General features: G+C 72.8%; 18 protein-coding genes. 7 read left to right on the plus strand and 11 right to left on the minus strand.

What is annotated here, in order from left to right; all coding sequences use genetic code 11:
- Positions 1-22 precede the first annotated feature (22 nt).
- Both K7C98_RS24640 and K7C98_RS24645 read right to left on the minus strand, forming a co-directional pair.
- Positions 23-1,279, minus strand: coding sequence for a thermonuclease family protein (locus K7C98_RS24640; RefSeq protein ID WP_224194202.1), 1,257 nt, complete (start codon positions 1,277-1,279; stop codon positions 23-25).
- Positions 1,270-1,878 carry a lamin tail domain-containing protein gene (locus K7C98_RS24645; RefSeq protein ID WP_224194203.1) on the minus strand — a complete coding sequence of 203 codons (609 nt, stop codon included), beginning with the start codon at positions 1,876-1,878 and terminating at the stop codon, positions 1,270-1,272. Before K7C98_RS24645 ends, K7C98_RS24640 begins: the two co-directional genes overlap by 10 nt.
- Positions 1,879-3,303: 1,425 nt before the next feature.
- On the opposite strand from K7C98_RS24645, the gene K7C98_RS44985 reads away from it, so the two are divergent.
- A complete protein-coding gene (locus K7C98_RS44985) occupies positions 3,304-4,611 on the plus strand; it encodes an MYXO-CTERM sorting domain-containing protein (protein WP_224194204.1) in 1,308 nt (435 codons plus the stop codon).
- A gap of 115 nt (positions 4,612-4,726) precedes the next feature.
- Here the strand turns inward: K7C98_RS44985 and K7C98_RS24655 are convergent, their stop codons facing one another.
- Complete coding sequence (locus tag K7C98_RS24655; RefSeq protein WP_224194205.1) at positions 4,727-5,320, minus strand: thymidine kinase; 594 nt, start codon at positions 5,318-5,320, stop codon at positions 4,727-4,729.
- 127 nt (positions 5,321-5,447) lie between these two features.
- Between K7C98_RS24655 and K7C98_RS24660 the strand changes: the two genes are divergently transcribed.
- Both K7C98_RS24660 and K7C98_RS24665 read left to right on the plus strand, forming a co-directional pair.
- A complete protein-coding gene (locus tag K7C98_RS24660; RefSeq protein ID WP_224194206.1) occupies positions 5,448-6,671 on the plus strand; it encodes a NupC/NupG family nucleoside CNT transporter in 1,224 nt (407 codons plus the stop codon).
- A gap of 55 nt (positions 6,672-6,726) precedes the next feature.
- Entirely contained in the window at positions 6,727-7,698 is a 972-nt protein-coding gene (locus K7C98_RS24665) for an isopenicillin N synthase family dioxygenase (RefSeq protein WP_224194207.1), read from the plus strand.
- Positions 7,699-7,756: 58 nt separating this feature from the next.
- Here K7C98_RS24665 and K7C98_RS24670 read toward each other — a convergent pair whose 3' ends face one another.
- The 5 genes from K7C98_RS24670 to K7C98_RS24690 form a co-directional block, all read right to left on the minus strand.
- Positions 7,757-9,508: a hypothetical protein gene (locus K7C98_RS24670; RefSeq protein ID WP_224194208.1), complete on the minus strand. Its 1,752-nt coding sequence runs from the start codon at positions 9,506-9,508 to the stop codon at positions 7,757-7,759.
- Positions 9,509-9,702: 194 nt separating this feature from the next.
- Positions 9,703-10,554, minus strand: a complete 852-nt coding sequence (locus tag K7C98_RS24675) for a LysR family transcriptional regulator (RefSeq protein ID WP_224194209.1) — start codon at positions 10,552-10,554, stop codon at positions 9,703-9,705.
- 9 nt (positions 10,555-10,563) lie between these two features.
- On the minus strand, positions 10,564-10,863 hold the full coding sequence (locus tag K7C98_RS24680) for a zf-TFIIB domain-containing protein (protein ID WP_224194210.1): 300 nt from the start codon (positions 10,861-10,863) through the stop codon (positions 10,564-10,566).
- A gap of 39 nt (positions 10,864-10,902) precedes the next feature.
- Complete coding sequence (locus tag K7C98_RS24685) at positions 10,903-13,371, minus strand: zinc-ribbon domain-containing protein (RefSeq protein ID WP_224194211.1); 2,469 nt, start codon at positions 13,369-13,371, stop codon at positions 10,903-10,905.
- Positions 13,372-13,424: 53 nt separating this feature from the next.
- A complete protein-coding gene (locus tag K7C98_RS24690) occupies positions 13,425-13,643 on the minus strand; it encodes a hypothetical protein (RefSeq protein ID WP_224194212.1) in 219 nt (72 codons plus the stop codon).
- A 144-nt stretch (positions 13,644-13,787) separates the two neighbouring features.
- On the opposite strand from K7C98_RS24690, the gene K7C98_RS24695 reads away from it, so the two are divergent.
- The 4 genes from K7C98_RS24695 (at position 13,788) to K7C98_RS24710 (ending at position 17,261) form a co-directional block, all read left to right on the plus strand.
- Positions 13,788-14,519 (plus strand): response regulator transcription factor, encoded by a 732-nt coding sequence (locus tag K7C98_RS24695; protein ID WP_224194213.1) that lies wholly within the window; start codon positions 13,788-13,790, stop codon positions 14,517-14,519.
- Entirely contained in the window at positions 14,516-15,931 is a 1,416-nt protein-coding gene (locus K7C98_RS24700) for a HAMP domain-containing sensor histidine kinase (protein ID WP_224194214.1), read from the plus strand. Before K7C98_RS24695 ends, K7C98_RS24700 begins: the two co-directional genes overlap by 4 nt.
- A gap of 8 nt (positions 15,932-15,939) precedes the next feature.
- Positions 15,940-16,596, plus strand: coding sequence for an orotate phosphoribosyltransferase (pyrE, locus tag K7C98_RS24705; protein WP_224194215.1), 657 nt, complete (start codon positions 15,940-15,942; stop codon positions 16,594-16,596).
- Positions 16,597-16,709: 113 nt separating this feature from the next.
- Positions 16,710-17,261, plus strand: coding sequence for a hypothetical protein (locus K7C98_RS24710; RefSeq protein WP_224194216.1), 552 nt, complete (start codon positions 16,710-16,712; stop codon positions 17,259-17,261).
- Between the two features lie 61 nt (positions 17,262-17,322).
- Here the strand turns inward: K7C98_RS24710 and K7C98_RS24715 are convergent, their stop codons facing one another.
- The 3 genes from K7C98_RS24715 to K7C98_RS24725 form a co-directional block, all read right to left on the minus strand.
- Positions 17,323-17,799: a Spy/CpxP family protein refolding chaperone gene (locus tag K7C98_RS24715; RefSeq protein ID WP_224194217.1), complete on the minus strand. Its 477-nt coding sequence runs from the start codon at positions 17,797-17,799 to the stop codon at positions 17,323-17,325.
- A gap of 265 nt (positions 17,800-18,064) precedes the next feature.
- Entirely contained in the window at positions 18,065-20,128 is a 2,064-nt protein-coding gene (locus K7C98_RS43875; protein WP_263429772.1) for a protein kinase domain-containing protein, read from the minus strand.
- 166 nt (positions 20,129-20,294) lie between these two features.
- Positions 20,295-21,581, minus strand: a complete 1,287-nt coding sequence (locus K7C98_RS24725) for a sigma-70 family RNA polymerase sigma factor (protein ID WP_224194218.1) — start codon at positions 21,579-21,581, stop codon at positions 20,295-20,297.
- Positions 21,582-21,671 lie beyond the last annotated feature (90 nt).

A 21,671-nucleotide genomic window follows, 5' to 3' on the forward strand; every position in this document is an offset into this window, starting at 1 on the left:
TCGGTCTCGCCCGGGCGGGCGATCAATGGGCGGCGCCGGGCGGCGCCGGGCTGTCGTTGCGGCCCTCGCGCTCCGCGGCCTCGACCGCGCGGGCGTCGGCGTCGCTCGCGTCGGCCGCGTCGGTGTCGAGCGTGTCCGCGGGGGCCTGCCCCTCGGGCTCTGTCGCTTCGGGCATGTCCGGAGAGACAGCCTCCTCGGAGGCGGCGTCTTCGGCCGGGGCCGGCGGCTCGAGGTCGCGCTGGATCTGCCCCGGCAGGGTGACGACGATCTGCAGCTCGTCCTGCTTCTTGTACTTGTTGTAGTACTTGGTGACGACGCCGTGGGCGCGGACGAACTCGCCCTTGGCCTCGAGCGCGCCGGAGCGGGCCAGCACGTCCTTGTCGAAGAAGATCAGCGGCAGGCTGCCGGTGCGGCGGCGGCTGAGCAGGACCTTGGTCGGGCCGGCGGTCTCGCGGATGTCGCCGACGGCGCCGAGGACCACGACCTCGCGGCCGACCTTGCCCTGCAGGCGATCGAGCGCGTCCCAGTGGGTCAGGACGATCCAGTTGCTGTGGTCGGCGGCCTCGATCTCGAACGCCTGGATGAAGTCGCCGCGGCGGTTCCACCACTCGAGGCGGCGGTCGTAGTCGGTGTAGTGCTGCTTGGCCGGGTCCCAGATCCCGCGCTTGGCCGCGCGCGCCTCCTCCTGGGCCGCGACGAACTCCTTGTGGAAGCGGCGCGAGTAGCCGTACTTGCTGAAGTACGGGCTCATGCCGGCGCGCACGCACTCGACGTTGTAGTTGTAGGTCTTGCCGTCCTTCTCGACGAACACGTACGCGAGGTAGCGGTTGTAGAAGTCGCGGATCTCCTTGGGGTGATCGCGCTCGAGGCGGACGGTGCGGACGTCCTGGAAGAAGGCCTCCGCGAACTTCTTGGCCTCCTCGCCGAGCGGCGTCGGGATCTTGACCGGGCTCTTCGTCTTGGCCTGGGCCTCGGCGAGGTAGCGCTCCCAGCCCTTGTCGAACTCCATGTACTCGGACTTGCGCTTGAAGGTCTCCTCGGTGTCGAGGCCGAGCAGGCGCATGCTGGCGTCGAGGCCGGCGACGCGGATCGTGTCGCCGTCGGTGACCTTCAACAGCGGGAACTCGCCGATGACGAGCGCGGCCTCGTTGCCCCTGGCCAGGCTGGCGACCACCGTGGTGCGGTCGAAGCGGTGGACGACCGGGTTGCACGCCGGCGCGAGCACGGCCGCCGCCGCGACGGCCAGCGCGTGTCCGATGGACCATGTCCTCAGGGACATGCGGGATTGGCCTCCCCCGGGGTGCCGTACAGGCCGAGCCCCGTCGAGGTGGTGAAGTCGTCGACGCACCAGTCGGCGCCCTCGTCGTTGCCGGCGGCGTCGGGCTCGCCCGGCCAGAACATGGTGCCCTCGGCGGCCAGGTTGCGCAGGACCACGCGGTCGATCAGCCGCCCGCAGGCGGTCACCTCGAGCAGGCCGCCGCTCGGGAGGTCGCGCGGCTGGCTGGCGTCGGAGGCGCTGTGCCAGTCGACCAGGTAGCTGTAATCGAGGTAGGCGGCGCGCATCGGGTCGTCGCTGCCGAGCACCACGTAGTCGCCCGGCTCGACCTCCAGCGCCTCGTCGCGGACGAAGAAGCTGCCGGCCGGGACGCCGTCGTTGCGGGTGAACTGGAACCGCAGCCCGGCCAGCGCGATCGGCTCGTCGCTGGCGTTGTACAGCTCGATCCACTGGCGGTACGAGCCGGGCTGGTTCTGCCGCAGCTCGGTCAGCGCCAGGTCCCCCGCCTGTATTTGCGGACAGGCGACCCCCAGCTGCGGGCGTACGCAGCCGACCGACGCCGCGAGCAGCAGCGGCGGTCCCAGACGCGAAAAGCTGTCCATGCGGCGCAAGAACACGACGTCTGGGCAGTGATGGTACGCGACTGAGTCGGCGCCGGGGCACGCGCTCCAGGAGAAAAACAGAGACATCGCCGCGACATTTGATCGACTCCACGGCGACACGACGGCGGGTGTCCTCTGCGTAACCAATCGGGGATGGCGTTGAAATTTCACATACAAAGTTGTGAGTGCGTGGCCCTGCGCCGGCTGCGTTTGAACGTTCGTTCAGTGCGAACGCGAAGCCCGCAGGGGGCCGGAGATCGGCCCCAGGAGCCGACTTTCACGATGTGCCGCGATTGTTGGGGGCTGTCCCGAGGACCAGGTGATCCCCGAAGACCTCAACGACACGCATTGCGTGTGATCGCCGTTACGCGCCAGCCCCTCGGCGACGTCGCGGCCGGGTGCGCCGCCGGGGCCGAGGGCCCACGTGTCCGCGAGACCCCAGGGCGACGCGAGTCGCCGCACCATGTCGTTCAGCGCTCCACTTCCCTGCTCGCGCCCTGAGTCCGTCGTGGCCGCGTGCGGTCGCCGGCGCCGCGACGGCCGCCAGCGCGTGGCGCAGCCCGTCTTGCAGGGTGGCGAACGCCGGCACGCCGGCGAGATCGACCGCGAGCGCGACGAGCGAGTCGGCGATGAGCGGCGAGCTCCCGACAAGGCCGACGCGGCGCGCAGGTCACCGGCGGCCTCGGCGTCGACCTCCGGCACGCCGGGACGTCGAGCAGCACGTGCTCGGCCCGCACCTCGACGACCGCGCGCAGCAGGGCCTCGAGGAGGATCGCCACGGGCTCGGCGCCCCGGCCGCCGGAGAGCCCGGCGTGGAAGCCCGCAGAGACATGACCTTCGAGACATGTCGTACGAGCGCGCCGCGAAGGACCTGTCGTTGCCGGGCAGCTGGATCCGGCGCCGCGGCGCGTCGGCTCTGTCGGTCGCTACGCGCCGCACCGAGGCGCCCCCGCGCGGCGTGCCGCGGCGGCTGCATCGACGTGTCTTTCAGGACAGCCTAGTCGCGGCCCGGCGGCCGCCGACCTGTCCTTCTGGACACCTGTCGAACGAACTGTCCTTCGAGGCACCCATCTCCGCGACGCCCCGCGCGGCCGGCCTGTCGTTCTGGACACCCGCCCTCGCACGTCCCGGCGCCGCCGTGCACGGGTGCTCTGTCCTTCGGGACACTCGCAGGCGCACCGCCCACGCGCGCCCGACCTGTCCTCTTGGACGCTCGTCGCCGCACCTCCGGGCGCGATCGCGATGGGGGCCTGGCGCCCCTCCCTCGCCGCCCCGTCGTTCACGCGGCGCGCAGCGGGCCTGCGCGTCGTCGGTGTATTGACAGGCGCGGCGTTCTCGCCTCCCCTCTTGCCCGGGGAGGGTGAGCCGATGCAGCAGCGGTCCTTTTTACGCGGTGCACACGAGCGAGGGGGTGGATCGGTCGGGGTGGTCGCGGCCGTCGTCGTTCTGGCGTTCTTCGCCGCCCCGGGCGCCGCGGCGGCCGGCGAGTGCGACGCGCCCGAGCCCGGATGGATCGCCTGCGAGGACTTCGAGTCGGGCGACCTCGGCTGGCAGTCGTGGTTCGAGGGGTCGCCGTTCGTCCAGTGCGTGGGCTGCACGGACGGCGGGAACGACCCCGCCCGGATCCGCCTGACGAACGAGCGCGGGGCGGCGTTCGCCGGCGAGTGGGCGCTGCACATGCCGGGTGAAGCCTCGGCCCAGTACCAGGGCGGCGCGCTCGCGGTCCGCACCTGCGCGGGCGAGAAGCAGGCGGGCTGCGCGCTGACCAACCACGAGCAGCTGTACTTCCGGACGTGGGTGAAGCTCGCCGAGGATCACCAGTACGTCCACCACTTCCTCGCCCTCGCCGGCTCGCGCCCCGACGCGTTCTGGGAGACCGACGGCAACGCCGGCTGCCGCCCCAACGGCGAGCGCTGGGCGGGCACGACGGTCGACTTCAACGCGTCGCACGAGCTCTTCTTTTATACGTACCACCCGGACATGGGCTGCGACGCCGGCGGCTACTGCAGCGGCGACTACGCCGCGAACATCTGCTCCGGCTGCGCCGACAAGGACATGCCGTGCGACGACGGCCTCGAGTGCTGCTGGGGCAATCACTTCTCGCCCGAGCCCCCGGTGGTCCTCCCGAAGAATCAGTGGGTCTGCCTCGAGATGTACATGAAGCTGAACACGCCCGGGCAGGCCGACGGCGAGATGGCGTTCTGGATCGACGACCAGCCGGGCCACGCGGCCGCGGGCCTGCACTGGCGCGACATCCCGGAGCTCGGGCTGAACAAGGCCTTCTTGCAGCACTACATCGAGCCGGGCGACACCGACGTGAGCAACCGGGCGTGGTTCGACAACGTCGTGGTGAGCACCGAGCGGATCGGCTGCGCGCCCGTCGGTCCCGACCCCGATCCGACCGGCTCCGGCAGCGACGGCACGAGCACCTCCGGCCCGGACGACCCGACCACCTCGGGCCCCGCGAGCACGAGCACGTCCGGCGGAGACAGCACGGGCTCCTCCGGAGGAGGAGGCCCGGTCACCACCGGCGCGGGCTCCTCCGCAGGCGACACCAGCTCGGACGGGAGCGCGACCGGAGCCGGCGCGTCCGACAGCGGGGGCCCCGGAGCGTCCGCCCCGGACGAGGGCTGCGGGTGCCGGACCGCCGACGACCGGCCGGACGGGCACGCGGCGACGGGCCTCGCCCTCGCCCTCGCCGGCGTGCTCATCCGTCGTCGCCGCCGGCGATGAGCCGCCGCGGGGCCCCGTCCGAGGGCACCGACGCCCCCGGCCGGCGTGGGGAGATCGCGCGACGAAGCGAGTCGATCGCGCCGCGATCGACAGGCCGAACTTCGGGGCGGCTGGATCAGGCGTCGCTGGCCGGCGCCAGCGGCGGGAACAGGGAGGTGCGGGCCTGGTAACAGGCGAAGCAGGCCGGCGCGTAGCTCTCGGACCCGCCGAGCTGGATCTGCTCGCCCTCGGTGACCGCCTCGCCGCCGCCGTGGCGGAGGTTGAAGATCGCCTTGCGGTTGCAGAACTGGCAGGTGACCTTGACCTCCTCGATGCTGTCGGCCAGCTCGAGCAGGCGGCGCGAGCCCTCGAACAGCGCGGTGCGGAAGTCGGTGCGCAGGCCGTAGCAGATCACCGGGGGGCCGCCCTGCGTCAGCACGCGCAGCTGCTCGATGACCCGCGCCGACAGGAACTGGGCCTCGTCGACGAGGACGCAGTCGACGCCGGCGAACAGCGCGGGGTCGAGGACGCTGTCCGGCTCGATCAGGAGGTCGGCCTCGGCGTGCAGGCCGGCGCGGGAGGCGATCGCGCCGGCGCCGAAGCGGTCGTCGATCCGCGGCTTCAGCAGCAGCACGCGCTTGCCCTGGCTGCGGTAGTTGTGGGCCACCGCCAGCAAGTTCAGGGTCTTGGCGCTGTCCATGGTGCCGTGACGGAAGTAGAGCTTGGCCATGCGGGCGCCGGGATGGTGCCTCGCGGGGCGCCGCCCTGTAAAGCCGCGCCGGCCGGCGATCGCGGCGCCGTGAAATGTGGATACCTCCCTCCACGCGCCTCGTGCGGGCTGCTAAAGTCGGCGGCGGATGCCCCTTCAGCTCGTCAGCGTCGTCGGCTTCGTCGTCCTGCTCGGCGTCGGCTACGCCCTCAGCCGCGACCGCAAGGCGGTGTCCCTGCGGGTGCTGCTGTGGGGCGTGGCGCTGCAATGGGTCATCGGCCTGCTGCTGCTCAAGCTGCCCCAGGGCGGCGCCGGCCTGGCCCACGCGGCCCAGGCGGTGCAGGCGGTGCTCGACCACGCGTTCGTCGGCTCGGGCTTCCTGTTCGGCGAGCTCGGGCTGCCCAAGGGCGGCGCCAGCGGCATCGGCATGATCTTCGCGTTCCAGGTGCTGCCGACGATCGTGTTCGTCGCGGCGCTGTTCGCGGTGCTCTACTACCTCGGGGTGATGCAATTGATCGTCCGCGTGCTGGCGCGGGCGATGGTCCACGTGTTCGGCGCCAGCGGGGCCGAGTCGCTGTGCATCGCCGCCAGCATCTTCATGGGCCAGACCGAGGCGCCGCTGACGATCCGGCCGTTCCTCAGCAAGCTGACCGAGTCCGAGCTGTTCACCGTGATCGTCGCCGGCATGGCCTCGGTGTCGGGCGCGATCCTCGGCGCCTACGTGCTGTTCGGCGGGGTGAAGATCGAGCACCTCCTCACGGCGATGGCGATGACGGCGCCGATCTCCCTGGTGTTCGCCAAGCTGATCGTGCCCGAGACCGGCACCCCCGAGACCGCAGGCATGGTCCGCGACGCGCCGGTCGAGAGCAGCCGCAACATCCTCGAGGCGGCCGCCAACGGCACCAGCGACGGCCTGCGCCTGGCCGCCAACGTCGGCGCGATGTTGATCTCGTTCGTCGCCCTGGTGTCGCTGCTCAACGCGATCGTCGGCCTCGTGCCGGCGTTCGGGGCCCCGCTGTCGATCGAGCGCGTGCTCGGCTGGGGCTTCGCGCCGATCGCCGCGCTGATGGGCATCCCGTGGGCCGAGGCCACCACCGTCGGCGGGGTCCTCGGCACGCGCATGGCCGTCAACGAGATCGTGGCGTTCCAGCAGCTCCACGCCGCGTCCGGGCTCGACCCGCGCACGGTGGCGATCGCGACCTTCGCCGTGTGCGGGTTCGCCAACCTGTCGAGCATCGGCATCCAGATCGGCGGGCTCGGAGCCCTGGTGCCCGAGCGCAAGCCCGACATCGCCCGCCTCGGCGCGCTGGCGCTGGTCGCCGCCACGCTCGCCAACTTCTCCACCGCCTGCGTCGCAGGCGCGCTGCTCTGACCCGCTCGCCGCGAGCTCCTCGTCGGGCTGGTCCACAGGCCAGGAACCAAAAGACATGTCCACCGAACTGGTACCGATCCTCGACATCCGCCGCTTCGACCGCTCGGACGACCCGCGCGAGCGGGCCGGGTTCGTCCGCGAGCTCAACCACGCCTACCGCGAGATCGGCTTCGTCGCGGTGTCCCACCACGGCATCCCCGACGCGCTCATCGCCGACGCCTACCGCGCGATCAAGGCGTTCTTCGACCTGCCGGCCGCGGCCAAGATGGCCTACAACGTCGGCAAGGGCGGCGCCCGCGGCTACACGCCGTTCGGCGTCGAACACGCCAAGGACAGCCCGGCCGTCGACCTCAAGGAGTTCTGGCACGTCGGCCGCGAACACGTGCCCGGCGCGGCCTGGACGGCCCACTACCCGCCCAACATCTGGCCGACCGAGATCCCCGGGTTCCGCGAGGCGACGTGGGAGCTGTACCGCCAGCTCGAAAACTTGGGCGACCGGGTCCTCCGCGCCGTGGCCCTCGGCCTCGACCTCGACGAGCGCTACTTCGCCGACAAGACCGACCACGGCAACTCGATCCTCCGCCCGATCCACTACCCCCCGCTCGAGCCCGGCCGCGGCGACCCCGGCAGCGTCCGCTCCGGCCAGCACGAAGACATCAACCTCATCACCCTGCTCATCGGCTCCGGCGAACCAGGCCTCGAGGTGCTGAGCCGCGCCGGCCAGTGGGTGCCGGTGACGACCATCCCCGAGGCGATCGTCGTCAACGTCGGCGACATGCTGCAGCGCCTCACCAACGACGTGCTGCGCTCGACGACCCACCGCGTGGTCAACCCGCCGTCGCCCTACGCCGAGATCCCGCGCTACTCGATCCCGTTCTTCCTCCACCCGAACTCGGAGTTCCTGATCGAGTCGCTGCCCAGCTGCGTCACGCCGGACAACCCGAATCATTATCCGGAGCCGATCACGGCCGACGCGTACCTGACGCAGCGGCTGATCGAGATCGGGCTGCTCAAGCCGCAGATGTGACGCGCGTCGGGGTCCGGGTCGCCGAAGTCATTCGGCGACACCGCCCCCGACGTCCGGTTCAGGGGCACAGGCGCGCGACGTAGCCGTCGTCCTCGGTGACGGTGAGCGTCTCGCCGCCGAGCTCGAAGGTGTCCCTGAAGCTGCCGGCGAGCCACGCGCTGCCGTCGGCGCCGAGGGCGATCACGTCGCCGAACTGCTCCCCGAGCGCCCCGAAGCCGTGGGCCTCGATCGGCGCGCCGGCCTCGTCGAAGCGCGCGGCGAAGGCGTCGAACTTCGTGTCCCCGGGGCTGAGCGCGAGGAGGTCGTCGCCGAACGCGATCGTGCCCTGGAAGCTCCCGGACACCGCCGTGCGGCCGGCGGCGTCGGCCGCCACGTCGGTGATCATCTGCCAGGTGTTCGGGCCGCTGCCGTGGGCGCTGATCGACACCTGCGCGCCGTCCGGGCTCAGCGTGGCGACCCACGCGTCGAGCTGGCCCTCGGTGACCACGCCCGGCCCGCCGAACCCGATCTCGCCGGTGAACCAGCCGCCGAGGTGGCTCCTCCCGGCGCCGTCGATCGCCACGCCGGTGACGCTGGGACTGCCGAAGTCGTTCGACCCGTTGCTCACGACGGACCACGCGAGGTCGCCGTCGGGGTCGAGCTTGAGGACGAACACGTCGCCCCCGATCTGGCTGTCCACCGGGCCGGCGCCGAAGTCACAGGTCCCGCTGAAATCGCCGGCGACGACGACGGTGTCGTCCGGGCCGACGGCGACGCCCCGCGCGTCGATCAGCTGGGCGTCGTAGGCCCGGTGCCACAGGAGCGCGCCGTCGGGGTCGAACTTGACGACGTGAGCGGCGACCCCCTGTCCCAGCGGCCCGTCGCCGAAGTCGAGCGGACCCGTCGAGCGTGCCGTGAGCACGACGTCCCCGGCGCCGTCGACGGCGACCCGCAGGCCGGAGTCGTCCGCGGCGCCGCCGAAGCGCTGGCTCCACAGCGGCGCCCCGCTGGGGTCGAGGCGCGCGACGAAACCGTCGTCGAGCCCGGCGCTGTGCAGCTGCGCGTCACCGAGGACCAGCGTGCCGCGGAACTTGCCGGCGACGACGATGTCGCCGCCGGCGTCGACGGCGACGCCGTAGAGCCGCTGCTCGTCGACGCCGCCGAACTGGCGGGTCCACAGGTGTTCGCCCTGCGGGCCGTACTTGACGAGGAAGCCATCGGCGGCCGTCGGGTCCCCGGCCTCGAGCGGGCCGCCGCCGAAGTCGGCCGTCTGCCAGAAGTTACCGGCGGCGAACAGGTTGTCGCCGGCGTCGACGACGAGCTCGTTGAAGAGGCGGGCCTTGGCGTGGTTGGGGATGTGCCGGACCCACGCCACGCCGTCGCCGCACACGGGGTCACCTCCGGTCGTGGTGGTGTCGTCGTCCGGGCCCGTCGTCGTCGTGTCGTCCGGCCCGGTCGTGCCCGTCGTCGTGCTCGTCGTGTCGTCGCCACCGCTCGTGCTCGTGCTGGTGTCGTCGGGGGCGGTGGTGGTGTCGTCCACCGGCTCGGTCGTGCTCGTCGACGTCGTGTCGTCCACCGGCTCGGTCGTGCTCGTCGACGTCGTGCTCGTCGTCGTCGTGTCGTCGCCCCCGCTCGTGCTCGTCGAGGGCCCGGACGTGTCTGTGGGATCGCCGGTCGACTCGAGAGTGCTCACGGTGGTCGTCGTCGCGTCGGTCGTCGTCGCGTCGGTCTCGGTCGCGCTGTCGGTCCCGTCGTTGCCCGGGGGGGTGCAACCGGCGATGTCGAGGGTGAGGAGGAGAACGGGGAGGATGAAGGGGCGTGGGTGCGTCATGGAGAATCCCTGGAGCGCCGGTCTCGTGTCGGATTGCTACCATAGCAACCAAAACTGGACTTCGCCGCAGGAGATTTGAAAGATTTTTCGTCCTGACGGCCGTGGTGCGAGCGCGCAAGCGCCCATGAGGGCAGCGGTCCTCGACGATGTTCGTGAGGACGACCGACGAAGGATCGAAGACCCGGTCGCGGGGTTCAGCCGTCGCTCTGCGCGAGGTGTCGCGCCAACATCTTCATCACCACCGAGACGCGGGCGTCCTTGCGCAGGTCGGGGTGGGTCAAGATCCACGCCGGCCGGGTGAGCGGCGCCGTCGTGGCCCGGAACTGCCTCAGCTCGATCAGCTCGGGGTGCTCGGCGGCGAGGCGCACGGGCATGAGGTTGAGGCCGACGCCGGCGACGGCGAGGTCGACGAGCAGGCGCCGCGACGGGGTGGCGAAGGCGACCCGGTCCTGCGGCACGTGCTCGCGCTCCCACTGGCCGAGCCAGGTGTTGTGAAGGGGAGCGCCGAGCACCAGCCAGCGCGCGTGCGCCGGCTCGGCCGCGAGGGCCCGCGTGCCGTAGACGCCGAACTGGACCGGGAACAGCTTGCGCCCGACGAGCGTCTGCGGCGGGTCCGAGAGCAGGCCGAGCCCGATCTCCGCCTGGCCCTTGCGCAGACTGAGGCCGGCGTCGGAGATGTGCACGTCGACCCGCAGCCGCGGGAAGGTGGCCGCGAGCGCGGCGATCGGGGCGACCAGCAGCGGGCCGAAGCCGTCGATGGTGGTGACGGTGATCGTGCCACGCACCTCCTCGCGGCGGTCGCGAGCGCGGCGGGCGATGCCGGCGAGGGTGACGCCGGTGGTGCGTGCGAGCGCGGCGAGCTCGCGACCGGCGGCCGTGATCCCGCGCGAGCGCTCGAGGCAGACGAAGCCGACGGCCTGCTCGAGCGCGGCGATCCGGCGGTACACGGTGGAGGGCGCGACGCCGAGGTCACGGCCCGCGGCGGCGGCCGAGCCGAGGCGCTCGAAGGCCTCGAGGTAGCGCAGGTCGTCCAGCGAGGACAGCATCGCCGCGCGCTAGCTCTTGAACAGGCGCAGCATGCTCTCGAGCCAACCTGGCTTTCCGGTCAGCTGCTCGAGCTCGCCGTCGTCGAGGAACACGCCGTTGCACGAGAAGCACTTGTCGACCTTGACCGCGCGAAACTGGACCTCGGCGAGCTCGCTGCCGCACTTCGGACAGTGCATCCAGTGCAGCCGGCGCTGGTGCTCGCGCTCGTCGGACGAGATCTGGGACTGCCTGACCTGGACGGCCTCGCGCTGCCGCGCGAGAGCCTCGCGCTGCTGCTGTTCTTGCTCGCTCAGAGTTCCGCTGCTCATCACGCCCTCCGTCCCGGGCCCTGAAGCGGCGGCGACCGCTCAGGGCGACTTCTTCCCGACCGGCAAGAGGTCCCCTGGATCCTCGGGCGGCGGGGCGCTCTTGCCGGCGCTGTCGTGCCTCTGCAGGTAGTTGCGGGCGGTCTGGTTGCCCGGCTCGATCTCGACGAGCTTGCGGTAGTACTCGACGGCCACGCCGTGCTTGCCGGCCAGCTCGGCCGAGCGCGCGGCCCCGGCGATGGCCTCGCGGTTGGCGGGCGCCTGACTGACCGCGCGCTTGAACCACGAGAGCGCGGAGTCGTGGGTGTTCTTGGCCAGGAAACCTGTCCCGAGGCACAGACACAGATCGAGGTTGCGCGAGCCGCCGAGCTTGTCGTGGGCCGCCAGCAGCAGCTTGATGCCGCCGTCGGGATCGCCGCCGCGGACCTTCTGACAGCCGGTCGAGATCAGCGTGCTGGTGGCCTCGTTCTCCGGCGACGTCGGCGTGGCCGGACGGACCGGGCGCGTGCCGGGCTCGCCGTCGGGGCGGATCGGGTCCTCGGGCGGCGCCTCCGGGTTGTTCGGGTCCGACGCCCCGGGCGTGGCCGGCTCGGGCGGCGGCTCCGGCGGCGGCGGCAAGGTCTCGCCCTTCTCGGCGGCGCTGCGGTCGAGCGCGGCCCGCAGCGCGACCGCGGCCTGCATGTCGCCGACGCGACCGAGCACGCTGTCGAGCACCTTGCGCGCGCCCTCGTCGTCGCCGCTGCGCCACAGCGCCAGCGCCAGCAGCGATTGATGCAGCGCGCTCGGGTTGGGCACGCCCTGCAGCGAGGTGATGAGGCCGTTGGGGATCGGCGCCTTGGGGTCGCGCCACAGCGGCGCGCCGAGGATCAGCACGCGCTGCTCGGGCGCGTTGACGTCGGCCAGCGCGGGGGCGTCGAGCTTGCCCTGGGCCAGCGCCAGCAGCACCTGCACGCGCGCCAGCTGGGTGGCGTCGGCGCTGGGGCCCGCGGCCTCGACCAGCGCGCCGGCGTCGGCGAGGTCGGCGTCGACGGCCTGCGGCAGGTCGCGGTTCTCGGGCTCGAGCATGATCGCGATCTGGGCCGACAACACGCGCAGGAGCATGACCTCGGCCTGGGTCAGTCTGGCGGCGGCGACGACTCCGGGGTCGCGCTCGGGGTCGTCGACGACGCGCTCGAGGTCGGTGATGGCCTGCTTCGTCTTGGTCAGGCCGAGCGTCCGCATGGCGTTGCGCGCCGCGATGAACTCGCTCGGCTCGGCCGCGGGCGGCTTGACCTCGGTCTTGGCGGCCACCGGCGGCTCGCCGCCGAGGTTGAGCAGCCGCTCGCGGATGCCGGGGATGCCGAACACGATGCCGAGGGCGACCAGCACGCCGGCGAGCGCGTAGACCCCCGCGGCGCCCTTGTTCTGCGGGTTCTCGACCTTGACGATGACGACGTCGGGCGCCCGCGGCCCCTCGGGGGCGGTGAGCGAGGCCGTGGCCGGGTTCGACGGCTCGCTGCCGAGCGTCGACAGCGACGACGTCGGCGGCACGGAGATCGCCGCACCCGCGACCGCGGCGCTGACCGCCGCCGAGGTGGCCGAGCGCTCTTCGGGCCGGTGCAGGCCCGACGAACCGTCGCGCACCGGCCGGCGCTCCGACGCGTCGAGCTCGGACGAGCGCTCGCCGAGTCTGGCCGAAAGTTCAGGTCCGGGGCGCGACGACTCGGAGCCGGAGCGCGACTTGTCGCGCGCGGCGCGTTCGCTGGCCCGCTGGCCCTCGACCCGCTGGACCGCCGCCGCCACGCTCTGGGCCGCGCGCCGGGCCAGGTCGGACACGAGGATCGGCTGGCTGCGCTCGCGCGGGTCGACGTTGTGCGGGCTGTCGGGCTCGTCCTCGACGCGCGGCAGGCTGTCGCTGCTGACGGCCTTGGTGACCGCGTCGAGCATCGACGACACGTTGCCGGTGCGCCGCTGCGCGCGGGTGGTCCGCGGCGGCGGCGACGGGGTGTCGAACTGCGGCGGCGCCGGCACCGGCCCGTCGTCGTCGAGCAGCGGCAGCGCCGGCTCCGGCAGCTCGCCGCCGAGGTCGAAGCGGTGCGTCTCTTCGCGGCGGATCGGCGCCGGCTCGTCGACGCCGGTGCCGAACGTCGGCGGCGGCCCGAGCTCGAGGGCCGAGGGCGCCTCGATGGCGCGGAACATCCGCGTGAGGCCCTCTTTGCCGATGAACAGCGGCGAGAACTCCGGGATCTCGCCGAGCTTGATCCAGTGCCCGCCGGAGTGGGAGATCTGGTCGTCGGGACGCAGGCGACCGTCCGCGACCTGCTCGACGATCTCGCGCAGCGTCGGCAGCTCGAACAGGTGCTTCTCGACCGTCGACATGCGCCACGGACCGCCGCCGACGTCGGGGTCGGGCTCGGGCTCGGCGTGGAACATGTGACTGCAGACCGAGCAACGCAGCGTGACGCCCTCGGGACCGACCTGGCTCGGGTCCAGGTCGAACTCGGTGCTGCATTTTGTGCAACGGATAATCAAGGGCTAGCTCGCTCGCGGCACCATAGCACAAAGCAGAAGGGGGCGGACACCCGTCAGCCGGCGCCGGAGCCCGACATCGCCAGCGAGGCGAGCACCGCCACGAGGGACAGCCCGAGGAACGCGGCGAACAGCTTCATCGGCATCGGCGTCGCGCTCTGCGGCTCGAGCCCCGCCTCGGCCTTGCACCGCGGGCACTGGAGCTCGCCGCCGTCGCCGTCCTTCCCGGCCGGCGCCGTGAGCACGTAGTGGCAGCGGGAGCAGTGGTACTGCATGGCTCATGGGGTACTCTGGGCCCGCTGTCGTGTCAACCACGGCACGCCGCGTCACCCCGTACACCCCGAGCCCCCGGCGCCACGGCGTTCCCGGCCGGTTCGCGCTCCACCGCTCCACCCCCTGTCACCCCACGAAGGGGACCCATGCAAACCCCGGCGAAGGTGCTCCTGATCGAAGACGATGTCCGCCTGGCCGAGCGCACCGCGGAATACCTCCAGGGCCACGAGCTCGCGGTCGAGATCGCCGGTGACGGCGAACTCGGGCTCGCCCGCGCCCTCAGCGGCGAGTTCGACGTGATCTTGCTCGATCTCATGCTCCCGCGCCTCGACGGCCTCGAGGTGTGCCGGCGGCTGCGACAGCGCTCGGCGCTGCCGGTCATCATGCTGTCGGCGCGCAGCGAGGAGATCGACCGCATCCTCGGCCTCGAGCTCGGCGCCGACGACTACCTGCCCAAACCGTACAGCCCGCGCGAGCTGGTGGCCCGGATCCGGGCGGTGCTGCGGCGGGCGGTGCCGTCGCCGGAGGGCCCGACCAGCACCCTGCGCTGCGGGCCGCTGGTCGTCGACCGCGCGCGCCGCCGCGTCGAGGTCGCGGGCGCCGCCTGCGACCTCACCGCCCATCAGTTCGACCTCCTCTGGCTGCTGATCGAGGCCCGCGGGCAGGTGCTCTCGCGCGAGCAGCTGCACCAACGTCTGCGCGCGCTGAGGTCCCAGGCGCCCGGCACCTACGACCCCTCGGTCGACCGCAGCATCGACGTCCAGCTGAGCAAGATCCGCGGCACCCTCGCCGCCGCCGACGCGCGCGCCGCTGGCCTCATCCGCACCGTCCGCGGCGTCGGCTACGTCCTCGACGACACGCCCGAGGGCGCCGCGTGAGCGACCAGACCCCGCGCGCCCGCCCGCCCGCGCTCGCCCGCTGGCGCCGCGGCCTGTTCGGCCGGGTGTTCTTCACCTTCTTCGCCGCCGTGCTGGCGTTCGTGACGATGGCCTCGATCGTCCAGTTCGCCACCCGCGAGCGCCACGACGCCGGGTGGGTCGAGGCGGCCGACGCGACGGTCGAGGCCCACCGGTCGGCGCTGCTGGCGGCGCTCGCCGGCGCCGGCGATCTCGAGCGCGAGGTCGCGGCGCTGGCGGCGGAGCTCGAGCTGCGCATCGCCTTGCGCGACCGCGACGGCGCGCTCCTGGCCGGCGACCCGACCACCCACCCGCTCCGCCCGCTGCGCCCGCGCCAGCGCAGCCGGCTCGAGCGCGGCGCCCCGGTGATGCTGCGCGAGAAGTCGGGCGAGCCGCAGCTGGCGTTCGCGATCGGCGACCGCGCCGTGCTCGTCGCCGACACCGGCGATCACGGGACCCGCCGCACCCGCATGCTGGCGCTCGCCATCGCCACGCTGATCGGCCTGCTCGGCGCCTCTGCGTGGTTGCTCGCGCGCTCGCTGACCCGCCGCCTCGCGCTGCTGGAAGACGGCGCCGCCCGGATCGCCCGCGGCGAGCTCGGTCACCGCGTGCGCGTCGACCCGCACGGCGACGAGATCGACGGCCTCGGCCGGACCATGAACGACATGGCCGAGCAGCTCGGCGAGCTGCTCCGCGGCCAGCGCTCGCTGCTCGCCAACGTCTCGCACGAGCTCAAGACGCCGATCGCCCGCCTGCGCGTGCTCGCCGAGCTGCTGGCCGAGCGCGCCGAGACGCTGCCCGAGCACCCTGCCAGCGCACGGATCCGCCAGGGCGCGGTCGAGCTCGAGCAAGACCTCGGCGAGCTGGCCACGCTCGTGCAAGACCTCCTCACGTCGGGGCGGCTCGAGCTGTCGGGCCCGCACGCCTCGCCGGTCCAGCGCACGCCGATCGATCTGGCGCCGTTCCTCGCCCGGATCGGCGGCCCGTTCGCCGCCGAGGTCGAGGTCACGCCGCCGGCGCTGACGCTGGCCGGCGACCCGCTGCTGCTCGAGCGGCTGATCACCAACCTGCTGAGCAACGCCCGCCGGGCCTGTCCTCAGGGACATGTGTGGATCACCGCCGCGGCCGCCGGCGATCACGTCGTGCTCGCGGTCGAGGACGAGGGCCCCGGGATCCCGCCGGCCGAGCGGGCGCGCGTGTTCGAGGCGTTCTACCGCCTCGACGACGCCCGCGCCCGCGACCACGGCGGCGCCGGCCTCGGGCTCTACTTGTGCGCGCAGATCGCACGGGCCCACGGCGGCACGATCGCGGCCGAGGGCCGCGCCGGCGATCGCCCGGGCGCGCGGCTGCAGGTCCGTTTGCCGCTCGCCGGGCGCGACGCGGCCGTGCTATAGGCCGCGCCGTGGACAGCTACAAGCAGCGCTTCATCGACCTCCTCGTCCGCCACGAGGTGCTCCGCTTCGGCGACTTCACGCTCAAGTCGGGGCGCCGCTCGCCCTACTTCATCAACGCCGGCCAGCTGCGCACCGGCGCCGCGATCGCCGGCCTCGGCGAGGCCTACGCCGAGTGCCTGCAGCGCGAGGGGCTCGCCTGCGACCTGCTGTTCGGGCCGTCGTACAAGGGCGTGCCGCTGGCGGTGGCCACCGCCATCGCGCGGGCGCGGGCCGGCAGCGACGTCGCGTTCTGCTTCGACCGCAAGGAGGCCAAGGACCACGGCGAGGGCGGCGTGTTCGTCGGCACCGCGCCGTGGGACGGCGCCCGCGTGGTCATCGTCGACGACGTGATCACCTCCGGCAAGTCGATCCACGAGGCCGCCGAGCTGCTGCGCAAGGCCGCCGCCGTCACCGTCGCCGGGGTCGTGGTCGCCGTCGATCGCATGGAGCGGGGCCGCGGCGCCGTCAGCACGCTCGCCGAGCTGCAGACCGAGCTCGGCGCCCCCGTGCGGGCCATCGTCACCATCCGCGAGATCGCGGCCTACCTCCACCCGCGCGTGATCGACGACGCGCGCCTGCGCGCGATCGAGGGCTACCTCGCCGAACACGGCGCCACGGGGCCGTGACGATCCGGGTGACGGCGGGACCGCCTGCGTCAAGCGTCGCCGGCCCCGCTTGACGCCGTACGAGAGGCCCTCGGCGGCCTGTCCGATCGCGGCGATGGTGCTACGCTGCCGGGGTGCGTCGCCGTCGCCCGGCCTGGTCGGCTGTCCTTTGCGCCCTGTTCTTGGGTGCATGTCCGGACGACCAGCCGCAAGATCCGCTCGACCCCGACCTGCTGGTCGCGCTGGCCGAGGCCGGCGGCCGCGGCCGCGGTGAGGCGTTGAGCGGCCTCTACTTCACCGTCAGCGAGGTGCTCGAGTGCGACTGCCCGCAGCGCATGGGCGTCGACCTGTGCGCCGGCGGGGCGGCCCAGCTGCTCGGCCTCGACGGTGCGGCCCAGGTGGTCCAGGTCGACGGCTGGCTGACGTTCACGCCCGAGGCCGCGGCGCTGCCGTGGGCGCTGTCGGGCGCGGTGGAGCGCGACCGCAGCTTCGCCCTCGCCGGGCTCTCGGGGCTGGCCATCGGCCTGTTCACCATCGACCTCCACGCCCGCTTCGACGGCGAATTCGACCCCGAGCGCCGGCTGCACGGCGAGCTCGCCCATCGCCTCCTCGGCGAGCTCCCCGACGGCCCGGTCGACTGCCGTGCCACCTACGCCATCGACGGCGAACCGGCGCCCGGCACGTGAGCTCCGCAGCAGCGCACGCCGGGCTGCTCCGTCGCGGCCCATGGGCTCGGTCGCGGCGCGCTCAACCGCGAGCGCTGGGGCCCTTGCGGTCGCCGCGGCCGCCCCCGCGGTGATGGCCCTTGCCCTTGCCCTCCCTGTGCTTGGCCTTGAACTCGGCCAGCTTGGTGCGCTGCGCCGGGGTCAGGATCGCATCGACCTTGGCCTTCATCGCCTCGCGCTGGCCCTTGAAGGTGGCCTCGCGGGCGTCGAGCTGCGCGCGCAGCGACTTGACCTTGGCGGTGTCGATCGGGGTCTTGGCGTACTCGGCGGTGAGCTGCTGGTGGAGGTCGCGCATGGCCTCGCGCTCGGCCTTCATCGCCGGCTTGTGGGCCTCGCGGATCTGCTGCAGCTGGGTCTTCTGCGCGTCGGTGCATTCGAGGCGCTCGCACATCTTGGCGCCGCGATCCCCGCGGTGGCCGCCCGCCGCCGCCTCGCCCGCACCGAACAGAGTAAGGCCAAACACCGCAGTCATCACCAGCTTCGAAATCGTGGTCAGCATCGTGGTTCCTTTCGTCACGGCCGTTTCGACGCCCGGCGCCCGCAGCTATGCGCCTCGCCGCGCAAACCCGGGGTCCACGGGACGTAAAGCGCCCGTAACCCGGCACGCCGGGTCCGTACCGGGCCCCTGCAGCCGCGAGCGCGCGCATCACCGCCTTCTCGATCTCGGGCGAGCGGCCCCTCGGGGTGACGCTCGACGGCCCGCCGCAGGTGCCCGCGACCTGTCCCTGCAGACAGGTCACCCACCTGACCCGAAGGCCAGATGCTCAGCCCTCGGCGTCACCCGGCGGGTGGAACACGTAATTGTGCTGGGCCTGCTTGGCGGCGCGCGGGAACTCGAGCCGCAGCACCACCTTGCGCAGGCAGTCGGCCAGCGGCCCGTCGTCCATGCGCAGCTTCAGCACCTTGCCGCTGCGGCCGACCAGCGCGACCAGCTGGACGTCGCCGGGCCCGTGGCGGTCGTAGCAGCTGCGGACCTTCTGCGAGCGGTTGGTGCGCAGCAGCGTCTTGCGGAAGTCGCCCGCGCTCAACTGCTCGAGGCCGCCGCTGAGGGGCGGCGCGTCGTCGCTCCCCTCATCGGCGATCAGCAGCTCCTCCTCGGGGGCGGCGGCCGGGGCCGGCGCAGGCGGCGTCTCGGCCTGGGCCACGCGCGCCAGCGTGGATGTCTCCGGGGACAGGTCCGGTCGCCCCGCCGTCGGCGCCGGCGCGGGGGTCGGCTCGGGCGTCGGCGGCTGATTGACCACCGGCGCCGGCGGACGCGGGTCGGCGGTCGCCCAGGCTTGCAAGCGCCAGGCGATCAGCGCACACAGCCCCGCGATCACCAGCAGCCCGAGCGCCAGCTGCGTGTTGTTGCGGCTCGCCGGCGAGGCCGACCACCTCGGCTCGACGCGCGTGGCCGGGGTCGTGGTCGATGCGGTGAGCGGTGCCGTGGCCGCGGTCAGCGACGCCCCCGGCAGCGACGTCGCCGGCGACGACGTCCCGGGCAGCGAAGTCTCCGGCAGCGAAGCGCCGGGCGACGACGTCGCGGGCAGCGAGGCCCCGGGCAGCGAGGCCCCGGGCAGCGAGGGCTCGGGCAGCGCCGGCCACGTCTGAGGCGTCGCCGGCGACTCCGCGGCCGGGGTGACGGCCGCCGCGGCGGCCGGCGGCGCCGTCGGGGGACGGGTCGGCGGCCGATTGGGCTTGGCGGCCGGCTTGCTCTCCGACGCCGGCTTGCTCCTGACCTCGGCCTTCGGCTTGCTCTCCGCCTTCGCCTTGCTCTCGGTCCTGGCCCTGTTCGGGCGCAGCGGCGTCGCCGCCACCTCCGGCTCGAGCTCCTCGACCAGCGCGGTCAGCGACGTCAGCGACGTCGCCGACAGCCCCTCCGACGGCTCGTCGTCGTCGAGGTCGGGCAGCTCGGGCGTCTCGGCCTCGACCTCGTACGACAGCACCGCCAGGTTCGGCGGCGGCTCGATGCGGTGCAGGCCCGTATCGATCGTCACCTTGCCCTTCGACGGCCGGTGCGGCAAGTCGGCGCCCTCGAACAATTGGTCCCACGCCGAATCGATGGCGCCCTCGGCGTGGCGAGCGGCGTCGGCGACGCGCGGCTTGAGGGCGTCGATCTCGGCCGCGCGCAGCTGTTGCGCCCACTCGGCCGCGCTCGGCCGCGCCTCGCCGCGGACCACCTGCGCGATCGGGGCGATCCACGGCGCCTCGGCCTCGCCGACGCCGACGACCTCGAGCAGCACCGACGCCAATTGCGTCACGTCGGCCTCTGCCCCTTCGGCCAGGCGAGGCGCAGCTTGCACGTCGAGGTCGACCAGCTTCACGCCGGCCTGGCTCCACACCAGGTTGCCGGGCGAGATCGCCCCGTGCGGGGCCCCCAGCGCGTGCAGCGTGGCCAGGCCCTCCGCCAGCTCGGCCGCCAGCTTGAGCAGGCCGGCGCCCTCGAAGCGCGGGTCACCCTCGGCGTGGTAGAGGTTCTTGCCCTCCGCGTGCTCCATCACCGCGTACCACAGGCCGCCCATCGTGCCCTCGGCGAGCACGGCGGCGACGCACGGGTGACGCACGCCGAGGCGACGTCGGGCCCGCTCGGCGATGCGCGCCACCACCTCGCGCTGCTCGGGGGCCGCGAGCACCTTGACCACCACCTGTTGACTGCTCGCCTGGTCGCGGCCCGAGTAGACGCAGCCGAGGTCGCCCGAGCCGAGCAGCTCGATGAGCACGTAGCGACCGGCGAGCACGTGCCCGCGGAGGTCGCCGAGCACCTCGACCTCCACCGGCTTGCCGCTCGCGCCCATCGGCCCGCCGAGGGTCTCCGGCAGCGGCTCCTCGTCGATGGGGATCGAGTGCATCGTCCACGACCGCGGCCGACGCGGCTTGGGCCTGGTGTCGGAGGGGCTTGCCGGTACAACCATGAGCGGGGGTGGCGAAAGCGTGCAACGGTTGGGCCCCGGGGTCAACGCCCTGCCCGCCGGCCGGGGCGGGCCTCGGGGCCCGATGCGCCGCCCCCCGCGCGGCCTACAACAGGTTTCGCCGGCGGAACTCCCCGCGCAGCTTGGTCAGCGCCTGCTCTTGGAGCTGACGGATCCGTTCACGCGAGAGCGAGTAGCGCTCGCCGATCTCCTTCAGGGTCAGCTCCGGCTCCTCGCCGATGCCCATCCGCTTGCGCAGGATGTCGGCCTCGATCGGGCTGAGCTGGCTGAACACCTCCTGCAGCTGCGACAGCAGCAGCGCGGCGTCGATCTGCTCGGCCGGCGCGACGTGGCTGGGGTCCTCGACCGCGTCGAGCAGCGACAGCCCGCTGTCGTCCGACAGCGGCTGGTCGAGGCTGATCGGCGCCTCGACCAGCGACCAGCGCATGCGCGCGATCCGCTCGGTGCTGACCCCCGTGAGCGCCGCCAGCTCGCTGTCGGTCGGGCGCCGGGCGTGCAGCGCCTCGAACTCGCGCCGGGCGCGACTGACCTTGTTGTACGCGTCGATCATGTGGACCGGCAGCCGCACGCTGCGCGCCTTGTCGGCGATCGAGCGGCTGATCGCGTGGCGGATCCACCACGAGCCGTAGGTCGAGAAGCGGAAGCCCTTGCGGTGGTCGAAGCGGTCGACCGCCTTCATCAGACCGATGTTGCCCTCCTGGATGAGGTCCTGCAGCGGCATCTTGCCGTGGTTGTAGCGGCGCGCGATCGTCACCACGAGGCGCAGGTTGGCGCGCACGAACGCGTTCTTGGCCAGCGTCAGCGCGTGGTGGTCGCGGCGGACCGCCGTCGCGTACTGGAAGAACGGCGCGCTGCCGCGGCGGGGCAGCTTGACCTTCATGCTGAGGCCCGACGCCACCCCGAGCTCGACGCTGGCGAGGTCGGCGAGGATCCGGTCGGACACCACGCTGTCGACGTCCGAGAGCCCCATCTGCTCCGCCAGCGCCTCGCGCGCGGCCTCGAACGCTTTCTGGTGGGTCAGGAGGTCGCGGTCCCGCAGCGCCCGCGACGTCTGCTTCATCGCCGCCAGCGCCGCGGCCGGGCAGGTCTCGGGCGGCAGCACCTCGGAGGCGAGGCCGCAGATCCCGTCGATGAACGGCGGGTAATTCAGGATCGAGCGCCAGAAGCCCTTGCGCAGCTCCGCGATCTGGATCGCGGCCGCGAGCTCCTCTTCCTTGGTCATCACCTCGACCCCCGCGAGGTCGCGGAAGTAGGGCGCGAGCAGGTTCCCGGCCTCTGCGGCGACGCTGACCGCGGACACGGACGCGTCGCCGTCGGAGGTCTCGCGCACGGGCGCGGTGGTGACGACGGCATTCGGCGATTGACGCAGCATGGTGCAGTCCTTTCGTTCGCCGCTCACGATCGCAGGCGCGCGATCAATCGGGCGTCAGGAGTGCAGACGCGACGATCAAGAGCCTATCAA

Origin of the sequence: Nannocystis pusilla, assembly GCF_020073745.1 — a bacterium.
GTDB lineage: Bacteria > Myxococcota_A > Polyangia > Nannocystales > Nannocystaceae > Nannocystis > Nannocystis radixulma.

Coding starts and splice junctions, on each gene's coding strand:
- K7C98_RS24640 (WP_224194202.1), bottom strand. CDS start 1,279: ATGTCCCTGAGGACATGGTCCATCGGACACGCGCTGGCCGTCGCGGCG.
- K7C98_RS24645 (WP_224194203.1), bottom strand. CDS start 1,878: ATGGACAGCTTTTCGCGTCTGGGACCGCCGCTGCTGCTCGCGGCGTCG.
- K7C98_RS24655 (WP_224194205.1), bottom strand. CDS start 5,320: ATGGCCAAGCTCTACTTCCGTCACGGCACCATGGACAGCGCCAAGACC.
- K7C98_RS24660 (WP_224194206.1), top strand. CDS start 5,448: ATGCCCCTTCAGCTCGTCAGCGTCGTCGGCTTCGTCGTCCTGCTCGGC.
- K7C98_RS24665 (WP_224194207.1), top strand. CDS start 6,727: ATGTCCACCGAACTGGTACCGATCCTCGACATCCGCCGCTTCGACCGC.
- K7C98_RS24670 (WP_224194208.1), bottom strand. CDS start 9,508: ATGACGCACCCACGCCCCTTCATCCTCCCCGTTCTCCTCCTCACCCTC.
- K7C98_RS24675 (WP_224194209.1), bottom strand. CDS start 10,554: ATGCTGTCCTCGCTGGACGACCTGCGCTACCTCGAGGCCTTCGAGCGC.
- K7C98_RS24680 (WP_224194210.1), bottom strand. CDS start 10,863: ATGAGCAGCGGAACTCTGAGCGAGCAAGAACAGCAGCAGCGCGAGGCT.
- K7C98_RS24690 (WP_224194212.1), bottom strand. CDS start 13,643: ATGCAGTACCACTGCTCCCGCTGCCACTACGTGCTCACGGCGCCGGCC.
- K7C98_RS24695 (WP_224194213.1), top strand. CDS start 13,788: ATGCAAACCCCGGCGAAGGTGCTCCTGATCGAAGACGATGTCCGCCTG.
- K7C98_RS24715 (WP_224194217.1), bottom strand. CDS start 17,799: ATGCTGACCACGATTTCGAAGCTGGTGATGACTGCGGTGTTTGGCCTT.
- K7C98_RS43875 (WP_263429772.1), bottom strand. CDS start 20,128: ATGCACTCGATCCCCATCGACGAGGAGCCGCTGCCGGAGACCCTCGGC.
- K7C98_RS24725 (WP_224194218.1), bottom strand. CDS start 21,581: ATGCTGCGTCAATCGCCGAATGCCGTCGTCACCACCGCGCCCGTGCGC.